Here is a 24,849-nt window from a genome sequence, read left to right on the forward strand (position 1 = left end):
GGGTAAAGTTGAAGCCACTATGAGTATCGCTTCTTCGTCACCTGCCGCCTCCATCCCGCCCGTCACCGCCGAAACTCCCGTCCGGGTCCGTTTCTGCCCGTCGCCGACGGGCACCCCGCACGTGGGACTGATCCGGACGGCGCTGTTCAACTGGGCCTACGCGCGCCACACCAAGGGCACGCTGGTCTTCCGGATCGAGGACACGGACGCGGCACGCGACAGCGAGGAAAGCTACCACCAGCTGCTCGACGCGCTGAAGTGGCTGGGCATCGACTGGGACGAGGGCGTGGAGGTGGGCGGCCCGCATGAGCCGTACCGGCAGTCCCAGCGCGGCGACATCTACCAGGACGTCATCAAGAGGCTGCACGAGGGCGGATTCATCTACGAGTCCTTCTCCACCCCGGAGGAGATCGAGGCACGCCACCGTGCCGCAGGCAGGGACCCGAAGCTGGGCTATGACGGATTCGACCGGCACCTGACCGAGGAGCAGCTGGCACAGTACCGGGCCGAGGGCCGGCAGGCTGTGCTTCGCCTGCGCATGCCGGACGAGGACATCACGTTCACCGACCTGGTCCGCGGCGACATCACCTTCAAGGCAGGATCCGTCCCCGACTTCGCCGTCGTGCGGGCCAACGGCGCACCGCTGTACACGCTGGTGAACCCGGTGGATGACGCACTGATGGGCATCACGCACGTGCTCCGCGGCGAGGACCTGCTCAGCTCCACGCCGCGCCAGGTCGCCCTCTACCGGGCCCTCTACGCCATCGGCGTTGCCGAGTACATGCCGGAATTCGGCCACCTGCCGTACGTCATGGGCCAGGGCAACAAGAAGCTTTCCAAGCGCGACCCCGAGTCCAGCCTGTTCCTGCACCGCGAGCGGGGCTTCATTCCGGAGGGGCTGCTGAACTACCTGTCCCTACTGGGCTGGTCCCTCAGTGCAGACGAGGACATCTTCACGGTGGAGCAGCTCGTTGAACATTTCGACATCCATGACGTCTTGGGCAATCCTGCCCGCTTTGACCTGAAGAAGGCCGAAGCCATCAACGGCACCCACGTCCGGATGCTTGAACCCAAGGACTTCCGCGACCGCGTGGCACACTACCTGCGCGAAGCCGGCCTGGTGGGGGAGATCCTCACCGACCGCGAGGAGGAGATCCTCACCGAAGCGGCACCCCTGGTCCAGGAGCGCATCACGCTGCTGGGGGAAGCGCCGGAGATGCTGGCCTTCCTGTTCAAGGCGGACGACGCCGTCGACGTTGCCGACGACGCGCGCAAGGGCCTCCCCGCGAACCTCTCCGAGGTGCTGGATGCCGCACTTGCCGCGCTGGAACCGGTGGCGGACTGGACGGCGGAGAACATCCAGGCCGCACTCAAGGAGGCCCTCGTGGAAAACATGGGCATCAAGCCGCGCCTCGCGTTCGGCCCGGTCCGCACGGCCGTTTCCGGCCGCCGCGTGTCGCCGCCGCTGTTTGAGTCCATGGTGATCCTGGGCAAGGAGTCCTCCCTGCGCCGGCTCCGCGCCTTCCGCGGCTGATGGCCGCTCCCAGCCAAGCACGCACCGGCGTGCTGCAGACGCCCTTCGGCGCTGTCCGCGGCGTCCTGTTCGACATTGATGACACCCTGGTGGACCTCGAATATTCGATGACCACCGCCCTGCGCGAGGTCAGTGAACACCTCCTCCCCGGCCTGGACCAGGCCGGGTGGGAGCGGTTCGGCCGGATCTTCACCCACGAAACCACGCATTACTACGACCGGTACCTTGCAGGTGAGCTGACGTTCAACGAACAGCGCCTGCTGCGGGGCAGGGCGGCCCTGGGGCACTTCGGCGTGGAACTGGCCGACGGTGAGGAATCCCACCGGTGGCTCAGCGCCTACGTGGAGAAGCAACCCGCGTACGTCAAGGCGTTTCCCGACGTTTTGCCCCTGCTGGATGTCCTCGACAGCGCGGGCGTCCCCTACGGGGCAGTGAGCAACAACGTCCACGATTACCAGCGGGCAAAACTGGACGGCGCCGGACTGGAACGGATCGTCCACCTGGTGGGTACCGACACGCTTGGCGTGGCCAAGCCACACCCGGCAATGTACCTGGAGGGGGTCAGGCTGCTGGGCACGCCCGCTTCGGAGACACTGTACGTGGGCGATAACCGGCTGCTGGATGCCGAGGGCTCGACGGCGGCCGGCCTGGTGGGCGTGTGGCTCAACCGAGGGGGCGAAGTCGTCGAGGATTTCGACGGCGGCATCGTCGCCTCCCTGGCCCAGCTGCTGCAGTAGCCTTCGTACACAACGACCGCGGTCCTGTCCCAGGACCGCGGTCGTTGCCCGTCGGCGCGTCCTCCGTCAGGCCGCTGCGTCAGGTTGCTGCGGCGGGCCGCAGGGAACGCCTGCGGAGGAGCAGGTAGGCCCCCACGGCGGAGGCCACCAGAAGTGCCACCAGCAGCAGCGCGACCACAGGGTTGTCCAGCCACGACGACGGAGAGACAGCAGCCACTTTGGAGTGCAGCTCCTGCGTGCCGGCGGCGATCCTTGAATTGCCGTCGGCCAGTTTCCCCGCGCCGTCGGCCAGTTTGCCCGAGCCGTCATCAAGCTTGCCGTTGCCGTCGGCCAGCTGCCCGGTTCCGTCAGCGAGCTGGGCTGATCCCGCCTGCAGCTGACCTGTTCCGCGGCTTAGCGCAACGGTGCCGTCCGAGAGCGCCTCGGTTCCGGCCAGCAGTCCCGGGTTCTCCGGGTCGCCGCCGCCGTTGATCCCCGCGCTGAGTTTGGTGGTGCCGTCCTGCAGGTTGTTCGCCGCGTAAATCAGGCCCGGGCTGTCCGGGTTGCCGGGGACACCATCCATTCCCACCCTGATCTTCGCCGTGCCTTCCGCCAGCATGGACGTGCCCAGTACGACGCCCGGGTTCTGCGGGTCCGTTGCATTGAGCTTTTCCGCCAGGGTAGCGAAGCCCGCCTTCAACCGGCCCGCGCCGTCGTTTAACTGGCCGGCCCCGGCGGCCAGGCTGCCGGTTCCGGCCTTAAGCTGCCCGGCGCCGTCGTTAAGTTTTGCTGCCCCCGCGTCAAGCTGGCCCGCTCCCGCATAGGCACGGCGCCCGCCGTCGGCCAGCTTGGCGATCTGGTCCTTGATCACCGCCAGGGGCACCAGGCCCTGGGGACCGTTCGCGGCCGCTTCAAGCTGGTCCAGGCCCTGGCTGAGCGCGGCGAGTCCGTCGCCCTTTGTGGGGTCGTTGCCCGCGCCGGGGTAGCCCTTCAACTGGGCTGTGCCGTTCTTCAGCGCGGCGGTCCCCGCGGTCAAGCTGGTGGCACCGGCGTCGAGCTGTCCGGCGCCGCCCGCGAGCTGGCCCGCTCCCGCTGCCAGCTGCCCCGCGCCGTCTGCAAGGTTGTTCGGTGCGTTTCCGGAAGCTGTGGGAGTCAGTGCCGCTGAGAGGGCTACGGCGCCTGCCTGGAGCTTCCGGGCGCCGTCATCCACCTGGTAGACACCCGGAACAAGTTTGTTCAGGACGTCGTTTTGCAGCTTCGTGGTCCCGGCATGCAGCTTATCCACCCCAGGTGCGAGCTGGTCGCGGACCCCGGAAAAGATCTTCCCCGCGCCCGCCTGCAGGGTTGCGGCCCCGGTGTTCAATGCCGTGCTGCCGTCCTTGACTTTGACCGATCCGTCCTTCACCTGGCCGGCGCCTTTATTCGCGGCGCCGGCCCCTGCGGCCAGCTGGCCGGAACCGTCCTTGAGCTGCGACGCTCCCGCTGCGGCCTGCTCGGCGCCGTCCATGAGCTGGGCCGCGCCGTTGGAGATCTGGCCGGTGAGGTAGGTGTAGAACGCAAGGAAAAGGACAAGCAACAGGGACAACGCGGTGATGGCGATGGACTGTGACCGGGGTCTGGGTTTTGCTGCGGCAATGGTTGCTGTGCGGGTTGTCAACGCTGACACTTCCTAACTTTCCGCCGGACGACGCTGCCCGGGGGCGAAACCGTGGCTGGTAGGGCGTTCCCGTTTTCCTCGTGGGTGACCCAACATGCGGGACAGGGAGATTGTTACCGATGGGTAACTTACTCGAGGGTAACCATAGGACCGGAGGGTGGGCAAGGGTTTATTCCAATCGGTCCACGCAATGGTCCGGACGCGCCGTGGCGCCCGATTTGTGCGAGCCGAAAGTCTCGGGTAAAGTAATTTCTCGTGCTGAGGCGCACGGAGCAGGGAAAAAGCCCTGAAAACCGGCCCGAAAGTGCCATTGGGATATGGTGTAATTGGCAACACTACGGTTTCTGGTACCGTCATTCTAGGTTCGAGTCCTGGTATCCCAGCTCTTGTTTAGTAGCTGATTTCAGCTGCAAAACAGGCGGTTTCCACTCGGTTTTCCGATTTGAAACCACGGCAAGGTGTGTGAAATACCCACTGAGCTTGAGCAGCGGAAACGCTGTCGGAAGTACACGGCCCCATCGTATAGCGGCCTAGTACGCCGCCCTCTCACGGCGGTAACGCGGGTTCGAATCCCGCTGGGGTCACCATCGGAAATGGTCCCGGGCAACAGCCCGGGGCCATTTTGGCATCCCAGCAAATGAGCCTGTCGCGCAGACTCCCATCACGTTCCGCCGACGCGCCGGGGCCGACCTCCCCATCGCCTCAACTGGCATGATGTTGCTGTGACCTCCCATGACGAGCACGGCCGCCCCTCCCAACCACCCCCGCACGCCCTGGCCGCGGTGATGCTCCTGGAGGAAATCCGCGCCGGGCTGGACGGTGTCACGCTTCCGCTGGCCCTCCCGGACGCCGACCAGGCCCGCCGCGACGCGTCAGCCGCAAGGGCCCAGCTGGACGACTACATCCTTCCGCGGTACCGCAGCCTGGACGCGCCCCTGCTTGCCGTCGTCGGCGGCTCCACGGGGGCGGGCAAATCCACCTTGGTGAACGGACTCGTGGGACATCCCGTTACCCGCGCAGGCGCCATCCGCCCCACCACCCGCCAGCCCATCCTGCTGCACAACCCCGCCGAAGCAGCCTGGTTTGAAGGCCAGCGCGTATTGCCGGGACTGGCCCGCATCAGGGGAATGCTGGCGGCCGGTCCGCCACCAGCAGGCCCGCCCGGGGAACAGTCCGGAGCCGCGGACTCGCTGTTGCTGGTGGCGGATCCCGCGGTGCCTGCCGGCATCGCCCTCCTCGATGCGCCCGACGTCGACTCCATCTCGGACCGCAACCGCCTGCTCGCGGGACAGTTGTTGGCGGCCGCCGACCTCTGGATCTTCGTCACCACCGCCAACCGCTACGCCGACGCCGTCCCCTGGACGCTCCTCCTGGACGCCGCTTCCCGGGACATCACGGTGGCCGTGGTGCTGGACCGGGTGCCGCAGGGCGCCGAAGCCGAGGTGAGCCAGGACCTCCGGCGCCTGCTGGACCGCGAAGGCCTGGCCGGAAGCCGCCTGTTCATCATCGCCGAAACTGTCCTGGCTGCCCACGGCATGCTGCCCGCCGGTGCCGTCGATGAGTTGCGGGAGTGGCTGGCCTCGCTGGCCTCTGATGCGGCTGGCCGCGCCGATGTGGCCCGCCGGACCCTGAACGGGGCGGTCCGGGCACTGGCCCAGCGGATCACGGACCTCGCCGGGTCCGTGCGTGAACAGGAACGCGCAGCCGCCCGGCTCGAAGCCGATGCCGTGGCGGCCTACGGGGATGCAGCCGCCCGCATCCTGGACGCAACCCGGGACGGAGCATTGCTGCGGGGCGAGGTCCTGGCCCGCTGGCAGGACTTCGTGGGCACCGGCGAGTTTTTCCGCACCCTTGAGCAAAATGTGGGCCGGTTCAGGGACCGCCTGGGAGCGTTCTTCCGTGGCGAACCCGCTCCGGCGGTGCGGGTGGAAGCGGCCATCGAGACCGGCCTGCAGGCGGTCATCGTCGACGAGGCAGCCAACGCTGCCGAGGACACCGACGGTAGGTGGCGCTCGGACCCGGCAGGCCGGCAGTTGCTGGGGCCGGACGACCTGTCCGGCACGGAGCCCGGGTTCGCCGACCGTGCCGCCGCGGAGATCCGGGCCTGGCAGGAAGCGTTGATGGAGCTGATCCGCACCGAAGGCCAGGGCAAGCGGACCCAGGCCCGCTGGTTGTCGTTCGGCATCAACGGCCTTGGCGCCGCACTGATGATCGTCATGTTTTCGATGACCGCGGGACTGACCGGCCTCGAGATCGGCGTGGCCGGTGGCACCGCCGTCGTAGGCCAGCGCCTCCTGGAAGCCGTTTTCGGCGAGGACGCCGTGCGGCGGATGGCGGACCAGGCCCGGAAGGACCTGGCCACGCGCTGCGAGGGGCTGTTGAAGGATGAGCAGCAGAAGTTCCTGCAGCGGCTGCCGGCCGTCAACCCGGCCCTGGCGCAGGCACTGGCTGCGCAGGCCGGAGAGCTGGCGCGGTTGGCGGAGCGCGCGTGAGCCGGCACGGCGCGGCCCGCGGGTCCTCACGGCTGGACGGCCGGCTCCAGGGCCTCCAGGATGCCTGCGAACTCGGGGAGGGCGTGCTGCCGGACCAGGTGCTGCAGGAGGCGTTCGATGTCCTGGAACGGGCAAGTTCCCGCCGCTCCCTCTCCGGCGACCACACGGTGGTTGGTTTCTTTGGGGCCACGGGAAGCGGCAAGTCGTCCCTCTTCAACGCCGTGAGCGGCGCCGAGATCGCGACGGCGGCCGCCCGCCGTCCCACCACGTCGGAACCGTTGGCAGGGGTCTGGGGAGCAACAGGCAGCGAAGCCCTCCTCGACTGGCTCGAGGTGGGGCACCGCCACCACGCCGCGCCCGTGGACGGCTTCGCCGACGAAGGGACCGGCCTGATCCTGCTTGACCTCCCCGACTTCGACTCCACCCGCGCCGCCAACCGCAAGATCGTGCAGCGCATGGTGGGCATGGTTGACGTCCTGGTCTGGGTGCTCGATCCGCAGAAGTATGCCGACGCGGCCGTCCATAACGGGTTCCTGGCACCCCTTGCCTCCCATGGGGCCGTCACACTTGTGGTCCTGAACCAGGTGGACCGGCTGCCGGCGCATGATGTGCAGCCGGTGCTTGACTCGCTGCACGCGATCCTTGCCGGCGAAGGGCTGGGACAGGTCCGGGTGCTTCCTGCATCCGCCCTGACCGGGGCAGGAATCGGAGAGGTGCGCGCTGCGATCCGGAAGGTGGCCGTCCAGCGGCAGGCACAGTCCCGGCGGCTGGAAGCGGACATCAGCAAAGCTGCGGGGGACCTGGGGCTGGCTTCCGGTGACGGTGAGGCTGCAGGGACCCGGTCCACGGCCAAGGCGCGGCTTGCAGACGAACTGGCCATCGCGGCCAACGTGCCTGCCGTGGTGCGGGCCGTGGGGCAGTCGTACCGCCTTGAATCTGTGCGCCGTACCGGCTGGCCGGTAACCCGCTGGCTTTCCCGGTTCCGGGTTGACCCGCTGCGGCGGCTCAACCTGCGCAGCAGCGCTCCTGCCGGCCTGAACCGGACATCACTGCCGCCGGCGGGTGCGCCGGAGCGGGCACGCACCGACGCAGCGGTCAGGGAGTTCGCGGACTCGGCCAGCGCCGGGGCACCCGGCCCGTGGCGGGCAGCCATCCGGGGGGCTGCGAGGACCGGGCGGGAGCGCCTGCCCGATGCGCTGGACCTGGCCATTGCCGGAACGGACCTGGGTGCCAACCGCAAGGCGTGGTGGTGGGGTGTGTTCAACGTGGTGCAGTGGCTGGCGCTGCTGATCCTGTTGGCTGGCCTGGGCTGGCTGGGCGTCCTGGCCGGGCTGGGATACCTTCAGCTGCCGGTGCCGGAGGTGCCGCGGGTGGAGGGATGGCCGGTGCCCACCCTGATGATTGCCTTCGGCGTGGTGCTGGGAATCTTCCTGGCGGTCACCGGACGTTTCATTGCGGCCGGAGCTGCCCGGGCCAGGGCTGCCAGGGCACGACGACGGCTCAACAGTGCCGTTGCAGCGGCGGCCCAGGAGCTGGTGGTGGAGGCGGTGGAGGCGGAGGTTGCCAGGCTTGCGGCATTTACCAAAGCGCTGAAGAAAGCCGCGCGGCCGTAGGCCGTTGCCGGCCTGCAGGAGCTAGCCGGCCGTGAGGGCGGCCGCGGCGTCCCGGACCTTGATCAGGGTGCGCAGGTTGCGGGTGGTGGTTGCGGCCTTGAACTTCGTTTTCGCGCTGACCTTGCTGAAGGGGCTGTCCAGGGTCCCGCCCACCGGTGCAAGCCAGGCAAGCGCCTCAGGCCCCAGCCGCTGCTGGACCTGGCTTTCAAGGGCTGACCCGGCCGCCTCCAGGTCGTCGAGGACGGCGGTGTCCGAGGACAGGGTGATGTAGGTGTGGGTGGACCTATCGTCTTCCGGATAGGGACAGGCATCCACCAGTTGGGCCACCCGCGCGGCGTCCAGGACCACAACCCACGCTTCATAGCCGAAAGCGGCCCGGAGACATTTTTCGCACTCCTGTTTGACGGCGGCCGCGTCCAGGGTGCTGCTGAGCACCACGTTTCCACTGGCGAGCAGTGTCTTTGCGTCCGTGAAACCGCAGGTCTTGAGTGCGTCCCGCAGGTCCGCCATCTTGATATTGATCCCGCCCACATTGATGCCGCGGAGGAACACTGCATAGCTGCCCATGGGCCCAGCCTAGCGGCGTGGGCGGCCGGGGCAGCGGAACGTCCTAGTCGTTGTTCTTGCGGAGCGCTTCGGTGAGGATGCGTCCTGCATTGCAAACTACTTCGGCGTGGAGGCGCCCGGGCTGGCGGGTCAGCCGCTCAATGGGGCCGGAAATGGAGACGGCGGCGATCACCCGGCCGGACGGACCCCGCACCGGTGCCGAAACGGAGGCAACCCCGGGCTCACGCTCGCCCAGGCTCTGTCCCCAGCCCCGGCGTCGTACTCCTGCCAGGACGGTGGGCGTGAAACGGGCCGACTGCAGGCCCTCAAGCAGCCGGTCGTGGTCCTCCCAGGCAAGGAGGACCTGGGCGGCCGAGCCGGCCTTCATGGACAGCTGGGTGCCCACCGGGATGGTGTCGCGCAGGCCGATGGGGCGCTCGGCGGAGGCGACGCATACGCGCCAGTCACCCTGCCTGCGGAAGATCTGGGCGCTTTCGCCGGTGGCATCGCGCAGCTGCATGAGTACGGGCCCGGCCGAGGCGATCAGGCGGTCCTCCCCGGCGGCGGAGGCGAGCTCCACCAGCCTGCTGCCGAGCACGAAGCGGCCCTGGATGTCGCGGCTGACCAGCCGGTGGTGCACCAGCGCCAAAGCGAGGCGGTGGACAGTGGGCCGGGCCAGGCCGGTGGCGGCTACCAGCTGCGCCAGCGTGGTGGGGCCGGCCTCAAGGGCATCGAGCACCTGGGCCGCTTTATCAATGACACCGACTCCACTAGAATTGTCCATGTAATGATATTGCCGTCTCAATATCTGAGATGCAAATCTTTCGGCTGGCGCAGCGCGGAGCCGTCCTGATTCAGTTGGATCATTCAGCCAAACAGCAGTGAAGGGAGATGGCCATGGCAAAGACATTGGCCGAGAAAGTCTGGGACGCACACGTGGTGCGCAAAGGTGACGGCGATGGAGCCAACGCCCAGCCAGACCTTCTGTACATCGACCTCCATCTGGTCCACGAGGTCACGTCCCCGCAGGCTTTTGAAGGCCTGCGCCTGGCCGGGCGCACGCTGCGCCGGCCTGACCTGACCATCGCCACCGAAGACCACAACACCCCCACGCTGGATATCGACAAGCCCATCGCCGATCTCACCAGCCGCACCCAGATCCAGACGCTGCGCAACAACTGCGCGGAGTTCGGCGTCCGGCTGCACAGCCTGGGCGATGCCGAGCAGGGCATCGTCCACGTGGTGGGTCCCCAGCTGGGCCTCACCCAGCCCGGGATGACCGTTGTCTGCGGCGACTCGCACACCTCCACCCACGGCGCCTTCGGCGCGCTGGCCATGGGCATCGGCACCTCCGAAGTGGAGCATGTCATGGCCACCCAGACGCTCTCGCTCAAGCCGTTCAAGACCATGGCCATCAACGTCGAGGGCACGCTGCGCCCGGGCGTGACCGCCAAGGACATTATCCTCGCCGTGATCGCCAAGATCGGCACCGGCGGCGGCCAGGGCTACGTCCTGGAATACCGTGGCTCCGCCATCCGGGCGCTGTCCATGGAAGCGCGGATGACCATCTGCAACATGTCCATCGAGGCCGGCGCCCGGGCCGGCATGGTGGCACCCGACCAGACCACCTACGAGTACATGAAGGGCCGCCCCCACGCGCCTGAAGGCGCGGACTGGGACGCCGCCGTCGAGTACTGGAACACGCTGCGTACCGACGACGACGCCACCTTCGACGTGCAGGTGGACCTGGACGCCAACACGCTGGAGCCGTTCGTCACCTGGGGCACCAACCCCGGCCAGGGTGTATCCCTGTCCGGGTCCGTGCCGTCGCCCGGGGACTTCGGTGACGAAAACGCCAAGGCCGCCGCCGAGCGCGCCCTGCAGTACATGGGGCTCCAGGCCGGCACGCCGATGAAGGACATCCGGGTAGATACCGTGTTCCTCGGTTCCTGCACCAACTCCCGGATCGAGGACCTGCGCGCCGCAGCGGACATCATCCGCGGCCGCGAAAAGGACCCGCAGGTCCGCATGCTGGTGGTGCCCGGCTCTGCCCGCGTCCGGCTCGAAGCCGAGGCCGAGGGCCTGGACAAGGTCTTCAAAGACTTCGGCGCCGAATGGCGCTTCGCCGGCTGCTCCATGTGCCTGGGCATGAACCCGGACCAGCTGGAGCCGGGGGAGCGGTGCGCCTCCACCTCCAACCGCAACTTCGAGGGACGCCAGGGCAAGGGCGGACGCACGCACCTGGTCTCGCCGGTGGTAGCCGCCGCCACGGCTGTGCGCGGCACGCTCAGCTCGCCGTCGGATCTTGAACCGGCTCCCGAACCCGCAGCCATCCGCATCGACGCAGCCTAGGACATCACCATGGAAAAGTTCACCAAGCACACCGGCATTGGCGTCCCGCTGCGCCAGAGCAACGTTGACACCGACCAGATCATCCCCGCGGTGTACCTCAAGCGCATCACCCGGACCGGCTTCGAGGACGCCCTGTTCTCGGCATGGCGGAAGGACTCCTCCTTCATCCTGAACCAGGAGCCGTACAGCGCGGGCTCGGTCCTGGTGGCCGGCCCGGACTTCGGAACCGGGTCCTCCCGCGAGCACGCCGTCTGGGCGTTGAAGGACTACGGCTTCAAGGCCGTGCTGTCGTCCCGCTTTGCGGACATTTTCCGCGGCAACTCGGGCAAGCAGGGGCTGCTCGCCGCCCAGGTGGCCCAGGATGACATCGAGCTCATCTGGAAGGAACTCGAGAACGCGCCGGGCACACAGGTCACGGTGGATCTCGAGTCCAAAACTGTGGTGTGCGGCAACATCGTGGCACCGTTCGACATTGACGACTACACCCGCTGGCGGCTCCTGGAAGGCCTGGACGACATCGGGCTGACGCTCCAGCACGAGGCCGACATCACCGCGTACGAGGCGACCCGCCAGGCGTTCAAGCCCAAGACCCTGCCGGCGAAGCTTTCCTAGCCCCTGGGCCACCATCCCGGCGGCGGGGCGCAGCGGGGATGGCCGCGCCACGCCCCGCCGCCGGTGCCCCCTTATTTCGGTTCGGTAACGCGACCTCCTATGCTTGGTTGGAGCCTTTGCAAGGTTTTGGGGGCTAGTGATCGTGAGGAAACCGGTATATGAGTAGTGTTCTGACAATCCGCGGCGGTGTCCCGCTTACAGGCCGCGTCAGCGTCCGTGGGGCAAAGAACCTTGTCCCCAAGGCAATGGTGGCGGCGCTGCTGGGCAACGAACCCTCGGTGTTGCGGAACGTGCCGGAAATCAAGGACGTGGAGGTTGTCACCTCGCTCCTGCAGCTGCATGGCGTGACGGTGGAGAAAGACCCCGTCAACGGCGACCTGACCCTTGACCCCAAGGCTGCCAAGACCGCGCCGAGCACCGCGATCGACGCCCACGCCGGCGACTCCCGCATTCCCATCCTGCTCTGCGGGCCCCTGATCCATGCGATCGGCGAGGCCTTCATCCCGGACCTGGGCGGCTGCAAGATCGGCGACCGGCCCATCGACTACCACCTCGATGTCCTGCGGCAGTTCGGCGCCGTCGTGGAGAAGCGCCCCGGCGGCATCCACATTTCGGCCCCCAAAGGGCTCCATGGAGCCAAGATCTCCCTCCCGTACCCGTCTGTGGGTGCCACGGAACAGGTCCTGCTGAGCGCCACCCGCGCCGAGGGCATCACCGAACTCTCCGGTGCTGCCACCGAACCGGAAATCATCGATCTCATCGCCGTGCTCCAGAAGATGGGCGCCATCATCAGCGTCCAGACCGACCGCACCATCCGCATCGAGGGCGTCCGCGACCTTGGCGGGTACAACCACCGGGCCCTCTCGGACCGCAACGAGTCCGCATCCTGGGCCTCCGCTGCGCTGGTGACCCGCGGCGACATCTTCGTCGAGGGCGCCTCCCAGCGCGACATGATGACCTTCCTGAACACCTACCGCAAGGTGGGCGGCGGAATGGACATCGGCGAGGACGGCATCCGCTTCTACCACAAGGGCGGAAAGCTGAACCCGCTGGTCCTCGAAACGGACGTCCACCCGGGCTTCATGACCGACTGGCAGCAGCCGCTGGTGGTGGCCCTGACCCAGGCCGAAGGCGTATCGATCGTCCACGAGACCGTGTACGAGAACCGCTTCGGCTTCACGGATGCGCTCATCCGCATGGGCGCCAGCATCCAGGTGCACCGGGAATGCCTGGGCAGCGTTCCCTGCCGGTTCGGCCAGCGGAACTTCCTCCACTCGGCCGTCATTTCCGGCCCCACCCAGCTCAAGGGAACTGACATCGACGTCCCGGACCTCCGCGGCGGCTTCAGCCACCTGATCGCAGCACTGGCCGCATCGGGGACTTCGCGTGTCACCGGCATCGACATCATCAACCGCGGCTACGAGCGCTTCACCGAGAAGCTTGCCGGCCTCGGTGCCGATTTCGACATCACCACCACGAAGTAGAGCGGGACCGTGAAGGAATCTGCCAAGAGCAGGGCCACATTTGTGTTCATCGCCGGCGTCGTCCGGCCCCTGATGAACCTCATGATGTCCAAAACGTGGGAAGGCACGGAAAAACTTCCCGCAGGCGGCTTCATTGCCGCGCCCAACCACTGCACCGAAATCGATCCCCTGGTGGTGGGGCACATGCTCTACAACCAGAAACGGGCCCCCCACTTCCTGGCCAAGGCCACACTGTTCAAGGTTCCCGGCCTGGGCCCGCTCCTGCGCGCCACCAAGCAGGTGCCGGTGGAGCGTTCGACGGCGGGAGCGAACCGGTCGCTGCAGGTGGCCCAGGAAATTGTGGCTGAGGGCGGCGCAATCATCATTTACCCGGAGGGCACGCTGACCCGCGACCCCGGGCTGTGGCCGATGAAGGGACATACCGGCGCGGCACGGCTGGCCCTCGAGGGTGGCATCCCGGTGGTTCCCATCGCCCACTGGGGTGCGCACGAGGTCTTCCCCAGGTACGGCAAGCGGTTCCACCTGTTCCCGCGGAAGCGTTCCCGGGTGGTCGTGGGCGATCCCGTGGACCTGAGCGCCTTCAAGGGCCGTCCCCTGGACAAGGCCACACTCGGCGAGGCCACCGAACTCATCATGGACGCCATCACGGACCTCCTCGCCGGCCTGCGCGGAGAACAACCGCCGGCCGAGCGCTGGGACCCTTCCAAGCAGCAGCAGTCCAAGCACGGGCGGTTCGTGGACCGCGGGCAGCAGCCGGGCGCCGGAACGGAAGCCCAGTGACCGCTGACGGAAAGCCGGGAGCGGCCCGCACAGTGGCCGTCCTCGGTGCGGGATCATGGGGGACTACGTTCGCGAAGGTCCTTGCCGACGCCGCCATTGCCACGGGCACCCCGCGTGCGATCAAGCTGTGGGGCAGGCGCGCCGAAGTAGTGGACGAGATCAACACCAGCCACCGCAACAGCGACTACCTCAAGGACATTGTCCTGCCGGAAAGCATCACCGCCTCCACCGAGGTCCGTGAGGTGCTGGCCGGGGCTGAGCTTGTGGTGGTCGCCGTTCCGGCCCAGTCCCTCCGTCCGCAGCTTCGGGAATGGAAGGACATGATCGCCCCCGGAGCCGTCGTCGTCTCCCTCATGAAAGGCCTGGAGCTGGGAACTGACGCCCGGATGAGCGAAGTCATCAGCCAGGAACTGGGCCTGCCGGAGGAACGCATCGCGGTGGTCTCCGGACCCAACCTGGCCATGGAAATTGCCCGCCAGGAGCCCACGGCGTCAGTGGTGGCGTGCACTGATTCCGCGACGGCCGGCTGGCTGGCGAGGACCTGCACGGCCCCATACTTCCGGCCTTACACCACGGCGGACGTCGTCGGCGTTGAAATCGGCGGCATCGTCAAGAACGTGATTGCCCTGGCCGTGGGTATCTGCGAGGGAAAGCAGATGGGGGACAACACCAAAGCCTCCGTCATTACCCGTGGCCTGGCCGAAACATCCCGCCTGGCCCTGGCACTGGGCGGCGAAGCCAAGACCATGGCCGGTCTTGCCGGCCTCGGCGACCTCGTGGCAACGTGCTCCTCCGCGCTGTCCCGCAACCACACCGCAGGGCGGCTGTTGGGCGAGGGCCTGACGCTCGAGGAGGTGGGCCGAAAGATGACCCAGACCGCCGAAGGCATCAAATCCGGCCAGGCCGTCCATGAACTTGCCGGCAAGCTCGGCGTCGAAATGCCTATCACTGCCGCCGTCGTGGCGGTACTGGCAGGCAAGCTGTCCGTTGACCAACTTGGGCCGGTTCTGCTGTCCCGGGAACTGAAACCTGAAGGCGATTACTGACCATGTCCCAAGACACACCCACCACGGGTCAAACAGCCACGAGGAAACCGCGCGTTGCCGTGCTCTTCGGCGGCCGGTCCAGCGAGCACGCCGTCAGCTGCGTCACCGCGGCAGGCGTGCTGGGTGCCATCAACAAGGACAAGTACGAGGTCATTCCCATCGGAATCGCCAAGACCGGCCAATGGGTCCTCGCCCCCGCCGAAACCGCCGAATGGTCCCTCGCGGCCTCGTCGCTTCCTGAAGTTGTTCCGTCCCCGGAAACGGTTACGTTGGCCGAGATCGGCGGGGAACACCAGCTGATCGTGGCCTCACCCAACCAGGTCCCGCAGGAACTGGGGGCCGTGGATGTGGTCTTCCCGCTGCTGCATGGCCCTTTTGGCGAGGACGGCACCATCCAGGGACTCCTTGAACTGTCCGACACCCGGTACGTCGGTGCCGGAGTGCTGGCGTCCGCCGTCGGCATGGACAAGCACTACATGAAGGTGGTCTTCGAAGCAGCCGGGCTGCACGTCGGGCCGTACGTGGCCGTGACGGACAGGCAGTGGCGCAAGGACCCCGAAGCTGTCCGGAAACAGGTGGACCGGCTGGGCTTCCCCGTCTTCGTCAAACCGGCCCGCGCTGGTTCCTCCATGGGAATCTCCAAAGTCGACTCCCTCGAGGAGCTGGATGCGGCCATCGAGGAAGCCCGGCGGCACGACCTGAAGCTGGTGATCGAAGCCGGCATCGTGGGACGCGAAATCGAGTGCGCGGTCCTGGAAGGCCGGGGCACTGACGCGCCGCGGACATCGATGCCCGGCGAAATCTCCGTGGCCGGAGGTACGCACGAGTTCTATGACTTCAATGCCAAGTACGTCGAGGACGATGCAGCATCCCTCAGCTGCCCGGCCGACATGCCCGCGGAGGCCATCGCCCGGGTGCGGGAGCTGGCCGCAGCCGCGTTTGATGCCGTGGGCGCTGAAGGCCTCAGCCGAGTGGATTTCTTCTACACCCCGGACGGCGAGTTGATCATCAACGAGATCAACACCATGCCCGGCTTCACACCCAAAAGCATGTACCCCCAGATGTGGGCAGCTTCAGGCCTTGGTTACGCCGACCTCATTGACGAACTGATCTACCTGGCACTGCACCGCAACACCGGCCTCCGCTGATCCCCACCGGCACCCTGACCTCGCTTCGCTTCGGCCAGGGAACCCTGCCGGCGTGGGCCCACCACCGGAACCCTAACCTCGCTTCGCTTCGGCCAGGGAACCCTACTGGCTCTTGGGCAGGTTCTGCAGATCCTCCTGGCCCACGCAGTTCCGCGTTGACGGAATTTTGCCGGCAGCGGCCGCCAGGTCCGCGAGCACTGTCGCGGAGCTGATCTTGTCCGGATCCATCACGATTTCCGTAGCCGGTTCCCTGCCATAGGTGGTCAGCGTCCACGCCGGTTCGCCTTCCTTGATCACCCAGTCAACCCCGTTGACGGTGACGCACCGGTCGGTGGTCGGCCCCGGCACGTTGACGCCGCAGCGGAGGATGACCAGCGAAGGATCGCCCCAGGCCGCAGTGGCCTGGCTGTTGGTCTTCCGCAGCTTCGAATCGCCAATGGCATCGGGCAGGGCCACCATCATGGGCGCGCACGCCGGGTTGGCGGCGTCCTTTGCGGCGGTGACATCCACTGCGGCGGAGCAGGATGCCAGGGAAAGGGCGGCAATTGCACCAACCACCGCCATCCTGGCGGCGCGGGCGGACAGGGGCAGCTGGGGATGGTGCATGGTTCCAGCCTATCGCCGCCGCCGTCCAAGTCCGGACAGAATGTCGGCCGGGCGCGGTAGCGTAGTGGCGTGCCTGAAGACCTTCGTAACCGCATAGACCACCAGCCCACCGTGGCCGGGCTTTCCGAAGCCGACCTGCTGGCCCGGATCTTTCCGCGCCTCCGGACGGAGGCCGGATACACTGCAAGCACGCTGCTTGGGCCGGGGGACGACGCCGCCATTGTCGCGGCACCGGACGGGCGAACCGTCATCAGCATCGACACCCAGGTCCAGGACCAGGATTTCCGGCTCCTGTGGCCCAGCGGCTACCGCACCACCGGGTTCGACGTCGGCTGGAAGGCAGCGGCGCAAAACCTCAGCGACATCAATGCCATGGGCGCCCGGGCCACCTCGATGGTGGTCAGCCTCACGCTGCCCGTAGACACCCCGGTCGCCTGGGTAGAGGACCTGGCGGACGGGCTGGCAGCCGGAATCCGGGGACTCGGGGCAGTCCACTGTTCCGTGGCGGGCGGCGACCTCGGCCGGGGCCGGGAAATTTCCGTGACCGCCGCTGTCCTTGGAACCCTCGACGGCGCCCGGCCGGTGCTCCGTTCCGGTGCCCGGCCGGGGGACATCCTGGCGCTCGCGGGAACGGTGGGCCATGCGGCAGCAGGCCTTGCCCTCCTCGAGTCGGGAATCGGGGTGGATACCCTGACGCCCGCGGAGCATGCCTTCGTCGACCTGCAGTGCCGCCCGCGGCCGCCGTTGGAAGCAGGGCCTGGAGCCCGGGAGGCAGGGGCCACAGCCATGCTGGATGTGTCGGACGGACTCCTGCGCGACGGAAAGCGGCTCGCGGCCGCGAGCGGTGTCGCCGTTACCCTCGACCCGGAATGCCTGGCCCGGTTGGCGGAACTCCTGGGACCCGCTGCGGCGCGGCTGGGAGCGGATGCGGCGCCATGGGTGCTCGGCGGGGGTGAGGACCACGGGCTGCTGGCCACATTCCCTGCGGATGTTCAGCTGCCACCCGGATTCACTGCGATAGGCTCGATACATGCACTCGGCACCGACGAAGGCCCGGGTGTCCTGATAGCTGGCCGGGCCGCGGACACCGGGGGATGGGATCACTTTGCACACTAAGGTTGCCGCCAACGCGCTGGCCATGAAGAGGTGGCTGGGCAAGGCTGAAACTGCGCTGGGAAACCACAGCGACCGGCTCAACGCCATCAATATCTTTCCGGTGGCTGACGGTGATACCGGCACAAACCTCTACCTCACGGTCCGCGCTGCGGCGCGTTCGCTGGTGCTGGACCCTGACCAGCCTGCCCCGGTGGACGTCGGGGAAGTCCTCTCGATGGCCGGCCAGGCTGCCATGGAGGAGGCGCGGGGAAATTCCGGGACCTTGTTCTCGGTGTTCCTCTGTGCGGCAGCTGAACCGCTGGCCGGACATACCCGGTTGACGTCCACCCTCCTCTCGGCGGCCCTGAACCGTGCGCAGATCCGGGCGTGGTCTGCCCTCAGCGATCCCGTTCCCGGGACCATGCTTTCCGTCATGGAAGCGGCGGCACGTGCGGCCGCCGCCGTGGACGCCGGCCAGGACGGCGACGACAGCAACCATGCCCTGGGCCTTGCCCTGGACGCGGCGGTGGAGGGGGCATTGGCCGCCGTGATCCACACCGAAGAACAGCTCGATGCGCTCCAGTCTGCCCACGTGGTGGATGCCGGCGGCGTGGGAATGCTGCTGATCCTTGACTGCCTCCGCTCCGCCGTCATGGGGGAGGAGCTGCAGGGGGAGCTTCTCGATGGCCTCCACGGCTACGATGTTTCTGATCCCCACATCCACACGTCCATGCCTGCCGACGACGGCGTGGAAGTCATGTGCACCATCAGCCTGTCGCCATTGAATGCCGCCACCCTGCGGCAGCGTCTCGACGAAATCGGCGAGTCAGTGATCATGAGCCAGGTGGGCAACGGGCCGGACGCCGATGGCAACTACCGGTGGCGGGTGCACGTGCACGTGCCGGACGCCGCCCCGGCGGTGGGGATTATCCGGTCCCTGGGCGAACCTTCCCAGATCAGCATCAGCGAACTGGCCCTGCCGCGGGACCCGGGTGCGGACGCGGTGAACACCGGCGGGCATGAGCGCTGAACTGGAACTCGCCCTGGAGCGGCGGATCGGGAAGCGCTCAGCGGCGGTCATTGAGAAACACCTCGGCATCACCACCGTAGAGGGCCTCCTGAACTACTACCCCCGCCGCTACATGAGCCGCGGGGAGTTGACCCCCATCGCAGAGCTTCCGCTCGATGAGGACGTGACCCTGATAGCCAGGGTCCTCTCCAGCAGCACCCGGCAGATGCAGGCGCGGCGCGGGACCATCACCGACGTCATCGTCTCAGACGACGACGGGAAGCAGGGCCTGCGGCTGGTTGGCGGGCGGGATTACACCGGCAAGGTTCCGGGCACCCTGAAAATCAGCTTCTTCAACGGGTTCAAGGCGAAGAACGAGCTCCTGCAGGGCCGCCGTGCCTTGTTTTCGGGCCGGGTAACCAGTTTCAAGGGAAAGCTGGGCCTTACCAACCCCGACTTCCAGCTCCTGGACGAAGATCCGTTCAGCGACTCCGGAAAAGACCCTGGGAAACTTGCCGCCATGCCAATACCGGTCTATCCGGCCACGGCCAAACTGCCCAGCTGGAAGATCCAGAAGGTGATCGCCACGCTGCTCGAAACTTCCGACCTTGGTTCGCTGCCGGACCCGGTTCCCCCGGAGGTCGCCGCGAGGGAAGGCTTCCTGCCCGTCGCAGACGCCTACCGCCTCATCCACGTTCCCGAAACCGCCGGCGACTGGAAGCGTGCCCGCGACCGTTTCCGTTACCAGGAAGCACTGGTGCTGCAGTCAGCGCTGGCCCGGCGCCGGGCCCAGCTTGCCGCGGAGGAAGCCACCGCCCGGCGTCCTGTCAATGACGGAATCCTGGCCGCATTCGACCACGCGCTGCCGTTCACGCTCACGGCCGGCCAGGCCTCCGTCGGCAAGACCCTGGCCGCGGAACTGGCGCAGGACACGCCCATGAACCGGCTGTTGCAGGGTGAAGTGGGTTCCGGGAAAACCGTCGTGGCGTTGCGTGCCATGCTCCAGGTGGTGGACGCCGGCGGCCAGGCCGCGCTCCTTGCCCCCACCGAAGTACTCGCCGCCCAGCACTTCGACTCCATCCGGCGAACCCTGGGTCCGCTTTCCAGCGACGGACTCCTGGGCGGCCTGGCCGCCGGCGACGGGCCTTCCGTCCAGGTCACGCTGCTCACCGGGTCCATGCCTACGGCGGCACGGAAGCAGGCAATGCTCGACGCCGCCTCCGGGACCGCAGGAATCATCATCGGCACCCACGCACTGCTCAGCGACAACGTCTCCTTCTATGACCTCGGCTTGATCGTGGTGGACGAACAGCACCGCTTTGGCGTGGAACAGCGCGATGCCCTGCGGGCCAAAGCCCGCAAACCGCCGCACCTGCTCGTCATGACCGCCACGCCCATTCCCCGCACGGTAGCGATGACCGTGTTTGGCGACCTTGAGACCTCCACCCTCGACGAACTGCCCAAGGGCCGGGCACCGATCACCACCCACCTCGTGGGCCTTGCGGAAAATCCCGGCTGGGTGGCACGGATCTGGGCACGTGCCCGGGAAGAGATCGACGCCGGCCACCAGGTGTACGTGGTCTGTCCCAAGATCGGAACGGACGACGACGGCGACTTCAGCCCCGGCGAGGCCGCACCTTCCGGCATGGACACAGAGGAGACGCGGGAGCTCGCGTCCGTCACCGCCGTCGTGGACCATCTCCAGGGCGAGCCCTCGCTGGCAGGGGTGCCGCTGGCTCCCCTGCACGGACGCCAGGACCCCGACTTGAAGACGGAGACCATGGCCGGGTTCACCGCCAACCGCATCAAGCTGCTCGTCTCCACCACCGTGATCGAAGTGGGGGTCGACGTGCACAACGCCACGCTGATGGTCATCCTGGACGCTGACAGGTTCGGAATCTCCCAGCTCCACCAGCTTCGCGGCCGCGTGGGCCGCGGCGGCCTGCCAGGAACCTGCCTGTTGGTAACCGCCCTCGAACCCGGCCACCCCAGCAGGCGGCGGCTGGACGCGGTCGCTGCCACGACGGACGGGTTCGTCCTCTCGCAGGAGGACCTCAAGCTGCGGCGCGAGGGCGATATCCTTGGTGCTTCCCAGTCCGGCGGCCGGTCCACACTGAAGCTGCTCCGGGTCCTTGAACATGAAGACGTGATAGCCCGGGCCAGGGACGACGCACAGGCAATCGTTGGCGGGGACCCGCTGCTGTCCGGCCACCCCGAGCTCGCCGGGGCCATCGAGAAGTACCTCAACCCCGAGAAGGAGGCGTTCCTTGAACGCGGTTAGCAACGACGTGGCCGGCGCGGCCGAACTGCGGTGGGTGCGGTGACGCGGATCATCGCCGGCGCGGCCGGCGGCACGCCGCTGGCCGCGGTCCCGGGATCGTTGACCCGGCCCACGACGGACCGCGTCAAGGAAGCGCTGTTTTCCCGCCTGGATGCCTTTGACGTGCTTGCCGGCGCCCGGGTACTGGATCTCTACGCCGGTTCCGGTGCCCTGGGGGTGGAAAGCGGCAGCCGGGGTGCACGGTCGGTGGACCTCGTCGAGTCGGACGCCAAAGCCAGTGCCGTGTGCCAGCGCAACGCGGACCTCATCAACGGGGTGCTGGGCACTAAGACCGTGACGGTTCACCGGTCCAAGGTGGAGCCGTTCCTTGACCGCGCTGCGGCGGCGGCCGCCTGGGACGTCGTGTTCCTGGACCCGCCGTATCCGCTGGAGGACGGCACGCTCGCCGCCGTGCTGCAGAAGCTCGCCGGCCATTTGGGGTCCGGAGCCGTGGTGGTGGTGGAACGTTCGTCACGCTCCCCGGAACCAGGGTGGCCGGAAGGGATGACGCGTTTCGCCGAAAAGAAATACGGGGAAACCAGGCTGTGGTTCGCGGAGCCGTCGGTGCCCGATGCCATTTCCGCTGACGACCTGCCGGACGTGGCAGAGGGATAGGGCCTTGGGCCTAAGCCGAGAAGGGGTCGAGGTCCACTCCGGACAGGACCCGGGCAGGGTGGGGGCCGCGGGCGGCCAGGTCTGTTGTCCACGAGTCCGGCCAGGGGTCCTGCGTTCCTGCCAGGATGACGTTTCCCGGATACCGTCCGTCGAACATTCCGGCTTCCCCGAACGCCGCAACATCGGCCATGGCAGCGCGCATGGCGGCCACCTGGCTCCTGACAAGCGTGAGCGCCGGTTCGTCCCCGACATTGACGATCAGGAGCCCGCCCGGGCTTAATCGGTCCCTGGCTTCACGGTAGAAACCGTCCGTGGCGATGTGGACCGGCGCCTCCGGTCCGGAGAAGATGTCCAGGATCACGACGTCGAACGCCAGGCCGGGGTCCAGCGCACCGAGCGCTTCGCGGGCGTCGCCGATGATGGTGGTCAGGTTGGTTCCTTCGGGCATGGGAAGGTGCCGCAGGACGAAGTCCAGCAGTTCGCGCTCCAGCTCAACTGCATACTGCACTGAGCCCGGACGGGTCGCCTGGATGTACCGCGCCAGGGTCAACGCGCCCGCTCCCAGGTGGAGCGCCGTGATTGGTCGTCCGGGCGGCGCAGCAAGATCCACGAGGTGTCCGATCCGGCGCAGGTATTCGTAGAAGATGTCTTCCGGCCGGTCAAGGTTGACGTGCGACTGTTCGGCTCCGCCGATGCTGAGCACGTAGCCGCCGTCGGTAAAGGCATCAGGCTCGATGGTGGCGTGCTGGCCGGTGGTGCGCAGGAAACGGCTGGCGGCCCCGCGGGTGGGCATCAGAGCCTGCCGCGCAGGGTTGCCAACCGCGCGGCGGCCTCCTCCAGGACATTGGTCTTCTTGCAGAAGGCAAAGCGGAGCAGGCTGCGCGTCCGCTCGGCGCCTTCCGGATGGCAGAAGACCGGAACGGGAATGGCTGCGACCCCCACCAGTTCCGGCAGCCGCCGGGCGAGGTCCAGGGCATCGGTGATGCCCAGCGGTGCGGTGCCCACGTTGACGAAGTAGGTGCCCTGCGGGGTGAAGACGTCAAAGCCGGCGGCCCGGAGCCCGGCGCTGAGAATGTCCCGTTTCTGCTCCAAGGCAGAAGCGATGCCCGTATAGAAATCATCGGGGAGGGCCAAACCCTTGGCGATCGCTGCCTGGAACGGCGTACCCGAACTGTAGGTCAGGAACTGCTTTACCGTGCGGACGGCGGCCACCAGTTCCTCCGGCCCGCTCAGCCAGCCGATCTTCCAGCCGGTGAGGGAAAAGGTCTTGCCGGCAGAGGAGATGGTGATGGTCCGCCCGGCAGCGCCCGGAAGGGTGGCCACCGGGGTGTGGCCCACGCCGAAGGTGAGGTGCTCATACACTTCATCGGTGATGATGATGCTGCCGTGCCGGCCGGCAAGGTCCACCACCCGCTGCAGGACCGCGGGTGGAAACACAGCGCCGGTGGGATTGTGCGGGTTGTTCAGCAGCACCACCTTGGTCCGCACGCTGAACGCCGCCTCCAATGCCGCCACGTCCGGCATGAAGTCCGGGGCAGCCAGGGGAACGGTGGTGTGGGTGGCCCCGGAAAGCCCGATGACCGCACCGTAGGAGTCGTAGAACGGCTCGAACGTCAGGACCTCATCGCCCGGTCCTGCAAAAGCCAGCAGGGCAGCGGCGATGCCTTCAGTGGCCCCGGTGGTGATGATGACTTCCGTTGCCGGATCCGGAGCCAGGCCGTAGAAGCGCTCCTGGTGCGCGGCTACCGCCTCGCGGAGTTCGGGGAGGCCCTTGCCCGGCGCGTACTGGTTGGCGCCGGACGCTATGGCCGCCCGGGCCGCCTCCCTGATTTCAACCGGCCCGTCCTCGTCGGGGAAGCCTTGTCCCAGGTTGATGGCGCCCGTCCTGACGGCCAGGGTTGTCATCTCTTCGAAGATGGTCACTCCCAGTCCGCCGTCCGCGGCCAGGAGGTTTGCCCCGAGCGCGGTGCGCTGCCAGGGAGCAGGTGCCAGGGGTGTGGAAAGTTCCCGTGCTGGATGCATCCAGTCATGGTATCCCGGGCTTTCCATGCGGTAGGTTCGGAGCATGAGACGCGCTGTGTGCCCCGGATCCTTCGACCCCATCCACAACGGCCATCTCGAAGTCATTGCCAGGGCTGCCGGCCTGTTTGATGAGGTCATTGTGGCCATTTCCACCAACTATGCGAAGAAGTACATGTTCAGCCTGGAGGAGCGGCTGGACATGGCGCGCGAGACGTTGGCTTCGCTCAAGGGCATCGTGGTGGAGCCTGTTGGCGCGGGACTCCTCGCGGAATACTGCCGCCACCGGGGGGTGTCCGCCATCGTCAAAGGGCTCCGGTCGTCGTCGGACTTTGACTACGAGCTCCCCATGGCCACCATGAACCGGCAGTTGAGCGGCGTGGAAACGGTCTTCCTCCCGGCCGAGGCCAGCTACCTGCATTTGTCCTCCACCCTGATCAAGGAGGTGGCGTCCCTGGGCGGAAGCGTCTCGGACTACGTTCCCCGGTCAGTGCACCGGCGCATCGTTGCCGGCGAGCCTTCGCCGGATCAGCAGCCGAGGCGGTAGGCTGGATCGGTACTTCGGCGTTGCCCGCTGCCGGTTTGAGTCACCATGGCTCTTCAGGCTAAGATGGTACGTCGGTCATATGTTCAACAGGAGTTCTCATTAACAGAGATGCTGGTTCGCCCCTGGCGTTCGACGTCAAGGACCTCGGGCGCAGCCCGGGAAGCATGCGGACACTGACGGAACATGTACCCGCACCGGGTGATCTTGGTGTGGCGCTCATTGGTGTTCAGGAAGGCTCGGATGTCGAGCTCGACCTGAGGCTGGAGGCCGTACACGAAGGAATTCTGGTATCAGGAACTGTCCTCGCCGAAGTAACCGGCGAGTGCGGCCGATGCCTGGATCCCCTTGCGTATGACCTTGAGGTCAATGTGCAAGAACTTTTCTTCTACGAGGGCACTGAGCTCTCGGACGGAGAAGAAGATGAAGAGCAACGTCGAGTCGAGCACGATGTAATCGATCTTGAACCGGTGTTGCGGGACGCGGTTGTCACCAATCTGCCGTTCCAGCCGGTGTGCCGGGAAGACTGCCAGGGCCTTTGCTCCGAATGCGGAGTTCGCCTGGAAGACGAGCCGGGGCACCACCACGAGGTCCTGGATCCTCGCTGGGCTGCCCTAGCTGATATGGCTAAGCCTGACCGGCAAAATTGATTTGTACGTGT

General features: G+C 67.1%; 22 protein-coding genes and 2 tRNA genes. 18 read left to right on the forward strand and 6 right to left on the reverse strand.

Annotation, left to right across the window (positions count from 1 at the left end; translation table 11 throughout):
- Positions 1 to 19: 19 nt before the first annotated feature.
- Together gltX and J2T23_RS04990 are read left to right on the forward strand one after the other, a co-directional pair.
- The gene (gene gltX / locus J2T23_RS04985) at positions 20 to 1,534 is read left to right on the forward strand and encodes a glutamate--tRNA ligase (RefSeq protein WP_307357686.1); all 1,515 of its coding nucleotides are present in this window, start codon (positions 20 to 22) and stop codon (positions 1,532 to 1,534) included.
- A complete protein-coding gene (locus J2T23_RS04990) occupies positions 1,534 to 2,271 on the forward strand; it encodes an HAD family hydrolase (RefSeq protein WP_141181786.1) in 738 nt (245 codons plus the stop codon). The genes gltX and J2T23_RS04990 overlap by 1 nt, the downstream gene beginning before the upstream one ends.
- Before the next feature lie 79 nt (positions 2,272 to 2,350).
- Here J2T23_RS04990 and J2T23_RS04995 read toward each other — a convergent pair whose 3' ends face one another.
- Positions 2,351 to 3,907, reverse strand: a complete 1,557-nt coding sequence (locus J2T23_RS04995; protein WP_307357691.1) for a hypothetical protein — start codon at positions 3,905 to 3,907, stop codon at positions 2,351 to 2,353.
- 311 nt (positions 3,908 to 4,218) lie between these two features.
- On the opposite strand from J2T23_RS04995, the gene J2T23_RS05000 reads away from it, so the two are divergent.
- From J2T23_RS05000 to J2T23_RS05015, 4 genes are all read left to right on the forward strand, one after another.
- Positions 4,219 to 4,290: transfer RNA gene (locus tag J2T23_RS05000), tRNA-Gln, on the forward strand.
- Between the two features lie 128 nt (positions 4,291 to 4,418).
- Positions 4,419 to 4,494: transfer RNA gene (locus tag J2T23_RS05005), tRNA-Glu, on the forward strand.
- Positions 4,495 to 4,629: 135 nt separating this feature from the next.
- Complete coding sequence (locus tag J2T23_RS05010) at positions 4,630 to 6,399, forward strand: dynamin family protein (protein ID WP_307357693.1); 1,770 nt, start codon at positions 4,630 to 4,632, stop codon at positions 6,397 to 6,399.
- Positions 6,396 to 8,012, forward strand: a complete 1,617-nt coding sequence (locus J2T23_RS05015) for a GTPase (RefSeq protein ID WP_307357695.1) — start codon at positions 6,396 to 6,398, stop codon at positions 8,010 to 8,012. The genes J2T23_RS05010 and J2T23_RS05015 overlap by 4 nt, the downstream gene beginning before the upstream one ends.
- A gap of 21 nt (positions 8,013 to 8,033) precedes the next feature.
- Here the strand turns inward: J2T23_RS05015 and J2T23_RS05020 are convergent, their stop codons facing one another.
- Together J2T23_RS05020 and J2T23_RS05025 are read right to left on the reverse strand one after the other, a co-directional pair.
- Positions 8,034 to 8,579 (reverse strand): DUF1697 domain-containing protein, encoded by a 546-nt coding sequence (locus J2T23_RS05020; RefSeq protein ID WP_307357697.1) that lies wholly within the window; start codon positions 8,577 to 8,579, stop codon positions 8,034 to 8,036.
- Between the two features lie 43 nt (positions 8,580 to 8,622).
- Positions 8,623 to 9,342 carry an IclR family transcriptional regulator gene (locus J2T23_RS05025; protein ID WP_009356552.1) on the reverse strand — a complete coding sequence of 240 codons (720 nt, stop codon included), beginning with the start codon at positions 9,340 to 9,342 and terminating at the stop codon, positions 8,623 to 8,625.
- A 113-nt stretch (positions 9,343 to 9,455) separates the two neighbouring features.
- Here J2T23_RS05025 and leuC point away from each other — a divergent pair, with 113 nt between their 5' ends.
- From leuC to J2T23_RS05055, 6 genes are all read left to right on the forward strand, one after another.
- Complete coding sequence (gene leuC, locus J2T23_RS05030) at positions 9,456 to 10,910, forward strand: 3-isopropylmalate dehydratase large subunit (RefSeq protein ID WP_141181782.1); 1,455 nt, start codon at positions 9,456 to 9,458, stop codon at positions 10,908 to 10,910.
- Between the two features lie 9 nt (positions 10,911 to 10,919).
- A complete protein-coding gene (gene leuD / locus J2T23_RS05035; protein ID WP_141160129.1) occupies positions 10,920 to 11,522 on the forward strand; it encodes a 3-isopropylmalate dehydratase small subunit in 603 nt (200 codons plus the stop codon).
- A 158-nt stretch (positions 11,523 to 11,680) separates the two neighbouring features.
- The gene (murA, locus tag J2T23_RS05040) at positions 11,681 to 13,006 is read left to right on the forward strand and encodes a UDP-N-acetylglucosamine 1-carboxyvinyltransferase (RefSeq protein WP_141160130.1); all 1,326 of its coding nucleotides are present in this window, start codon (positions 11,681 to 11,683) and stop codon (positions 13,004 to 13,006) included.
- A 9-nt stretch (positions 13,007 to 13,015) separates the two neighbouring features.
- Entirely contained in the window at positions 13,016 to 13,786 is a 771-nt protein-coding gene (locus tag J2T23_RS05045) for a lysophospholipid acyltransferase family protein (protein ID WP_141160131.1), read from the forward strand.
- The gene (locus J2T23_RS05050) at positions 13,783 to 14,832 is read left to right on the forward strand and encodes an NAD(P)H-dependent glycerol-3-phosphate dehydrogenase (RefSeq protein ID WP_307357701.1); all 1,050 of its coding nucleotides are present in this window, start codon (positions 13,783 to 13,785) and stop codon (positions 14,830 to 14,832) included. The genes J2T23_RS05045 and J2T23_RS05050 overlap by 4 nt, the downstream gene beginning before the upstream one ends.
- Positions 14,833 to 14,834: 2 nt before the next feature.
- Positions 14,835 to 15,980, forward strand: a complete 1,146-nt coding sequence (locus tag J2T23_RS05055) for a D-alanine--D-alanine ligase family protein (RefSeq protein ID WP_141160133.1) — start codon at positions 14,835 to 14,837, stop codon at positions 15,978 to 15,980.
- A gap of 102 nt (positions 15,981 to 16,082) precedes the next feature.
- Here the strand turns inward: J2T23_RS05055 and J2T23_RS05060 are convergent, their stop codons facing one another.
- On the reverse strand, positions 16,083 to 16,586 hold the full coding sequence (locus tag J2T23_RS05060; protein WP_307357703.1) for a DUF3515 domain-containing protein: 504 nt from the start codon (positions 16,584 to 16,586) through the stop codon (positions 16,083 to 16,085).
- 69 nt (positions 16,587 to 16,655) lie between these two features.
- On the opposite strand from J2T23_RS05060, the gene thiL reads away from it, so the two are divergent.
- The 4 genes from thiL to rsmD are packed head-to-tail and all read left to right on the forward strand — an operon-like array spanning position 16,656 to position 21,625.
- Positions 16,656 to 17,702: a thiamine-phosphate kinase gene (thiL, locus tag J2T23_RS05065; protein WP_307357705.1), complete on the forward strand. Its 1,047-nt coding sequence runs from the start codon at positions 16,656 to 16,658 to the stop codon at positions 17,700 to 17,702.
- A gap of 22 nt (positions 17,703 to 17,724) precedes the next feature.
- The gene (locus J2T23_RS05070; protein ID WP_141183379.1) at positions 17,725 to 18,711 is read left to right on the forward strand and encodes a DAK2 domain-containing protein; all 987 of its coding nucleotides are present in this window, start codon (positions 17,725 to 17,727) and stop codon (positions 18,709 to 18,711) included.
- Complete coding sequence (locus tag J2T23_RS05075) at positions 18,701 to 20,971, forward strand: ATP-dependent DNA helicase RecG (protein WP_307357706.1); 2,271 nt, start codon at positions 18,701 to 18,703, stop codon at positions 20,969 to 20,971. The genes J2T23_RS05070 and J2T23_RS05075 overlap by 11 nt, the downstream gene beginning before the upstream one ends.
- A 39-nt stretch (positions 20,972 to 21,010) precedes the next feature.
- Positions 21,011 to 21,625, forward strand: a complete 615-nt coding sequence (gene rsmD / locus J2T23_RS05080; RefSeq protein WP_141160137.1) for a 16S rRNA (guanine(966)-N(2))-methyltransferase RsmD — start codon at positions 21,011 to 21,013, stop codon at positions 21,623 to 21,625.
- A 10-nt stretch (positions 21,626 to 21,635) separates the two neighbouring features.
- On the opposite strand, the gene J2T23_RS05085 is transcribed toward rsmD, so the two are convergent.
- Both J2T23_RS05085 and J2T23_RS05090 read right to left on the reverse strand, forming a co-directional pair.
- Complete coding sequence (locus J2T23_RS05085; protein ID WP_168223149.1) at positions 21,636 to 22,418, reverse strand: spermidine synthase; 783 nt, start codon at positions 22,416 to 22,418, stop codon at positions 21,636 to 21,638.
- Entirely contained in the window at positions 22,418 to 23,647 is a 1,230-nt protein-coding gene (locus J2T23_RS05090; protein ID WP_307357711.1) for an aminotransferase class I/II-fold pyridoxal phosphate-dependent enzyme, read from the reverse strand. The genes J2T23_RS05085 and J2T23_RS05090 overlap by 1 nt, the downstream gene beginning before the upstream one ends.
- 43 nt (positions 23,648 to 23,690) lie before the next feature.
- Here J2T23_RS05090 and coaD point away from each other — a divergent pair, with 43 nt between their 5' ends.
- Together coaD and J2T23_RS05100 are read left to right on the forward strand one after the other, a co-directional pair.
- Positions 23,691 to 24,191, forward strand: coding sequence for a pantetheine-phosphate adenylyltransferase (gene coaD / locus J2T23_RS05095; RefSeq protein ID WP_141181772.1), 501 nt, complete (start codon positions 23,691 to 23,693; stop codon positions 24,189 to 24,191).
- A 122-nt stretch (positions 24,192 to 24,313) separates the two neighbouring features.
- On the forward strand, positions 24,314 to 24,838 hold the full coding sequence (locus tag J2T23_RS05100) for a YceD family protein (protein ID WP_141161550.1): 525 nt from the start codon (positions 24,314 to 24,316) through the stop codon (positions 24,836 to 24,838).
- The last annotated feature ends 11 nt before the right edge of the window (positions 24,839 to 24,849 follow it).

The sequence above is a fragment of the Pseudarthrobacter niigatensis genome (genome assembly GCF_030812615.1).
Lineage (GTDB): Bacteria > Actinomycetota > Actinomycetes > Actinomycetales > Micrococcaceae > Arthrobacter > Arthrobacter niigatensis.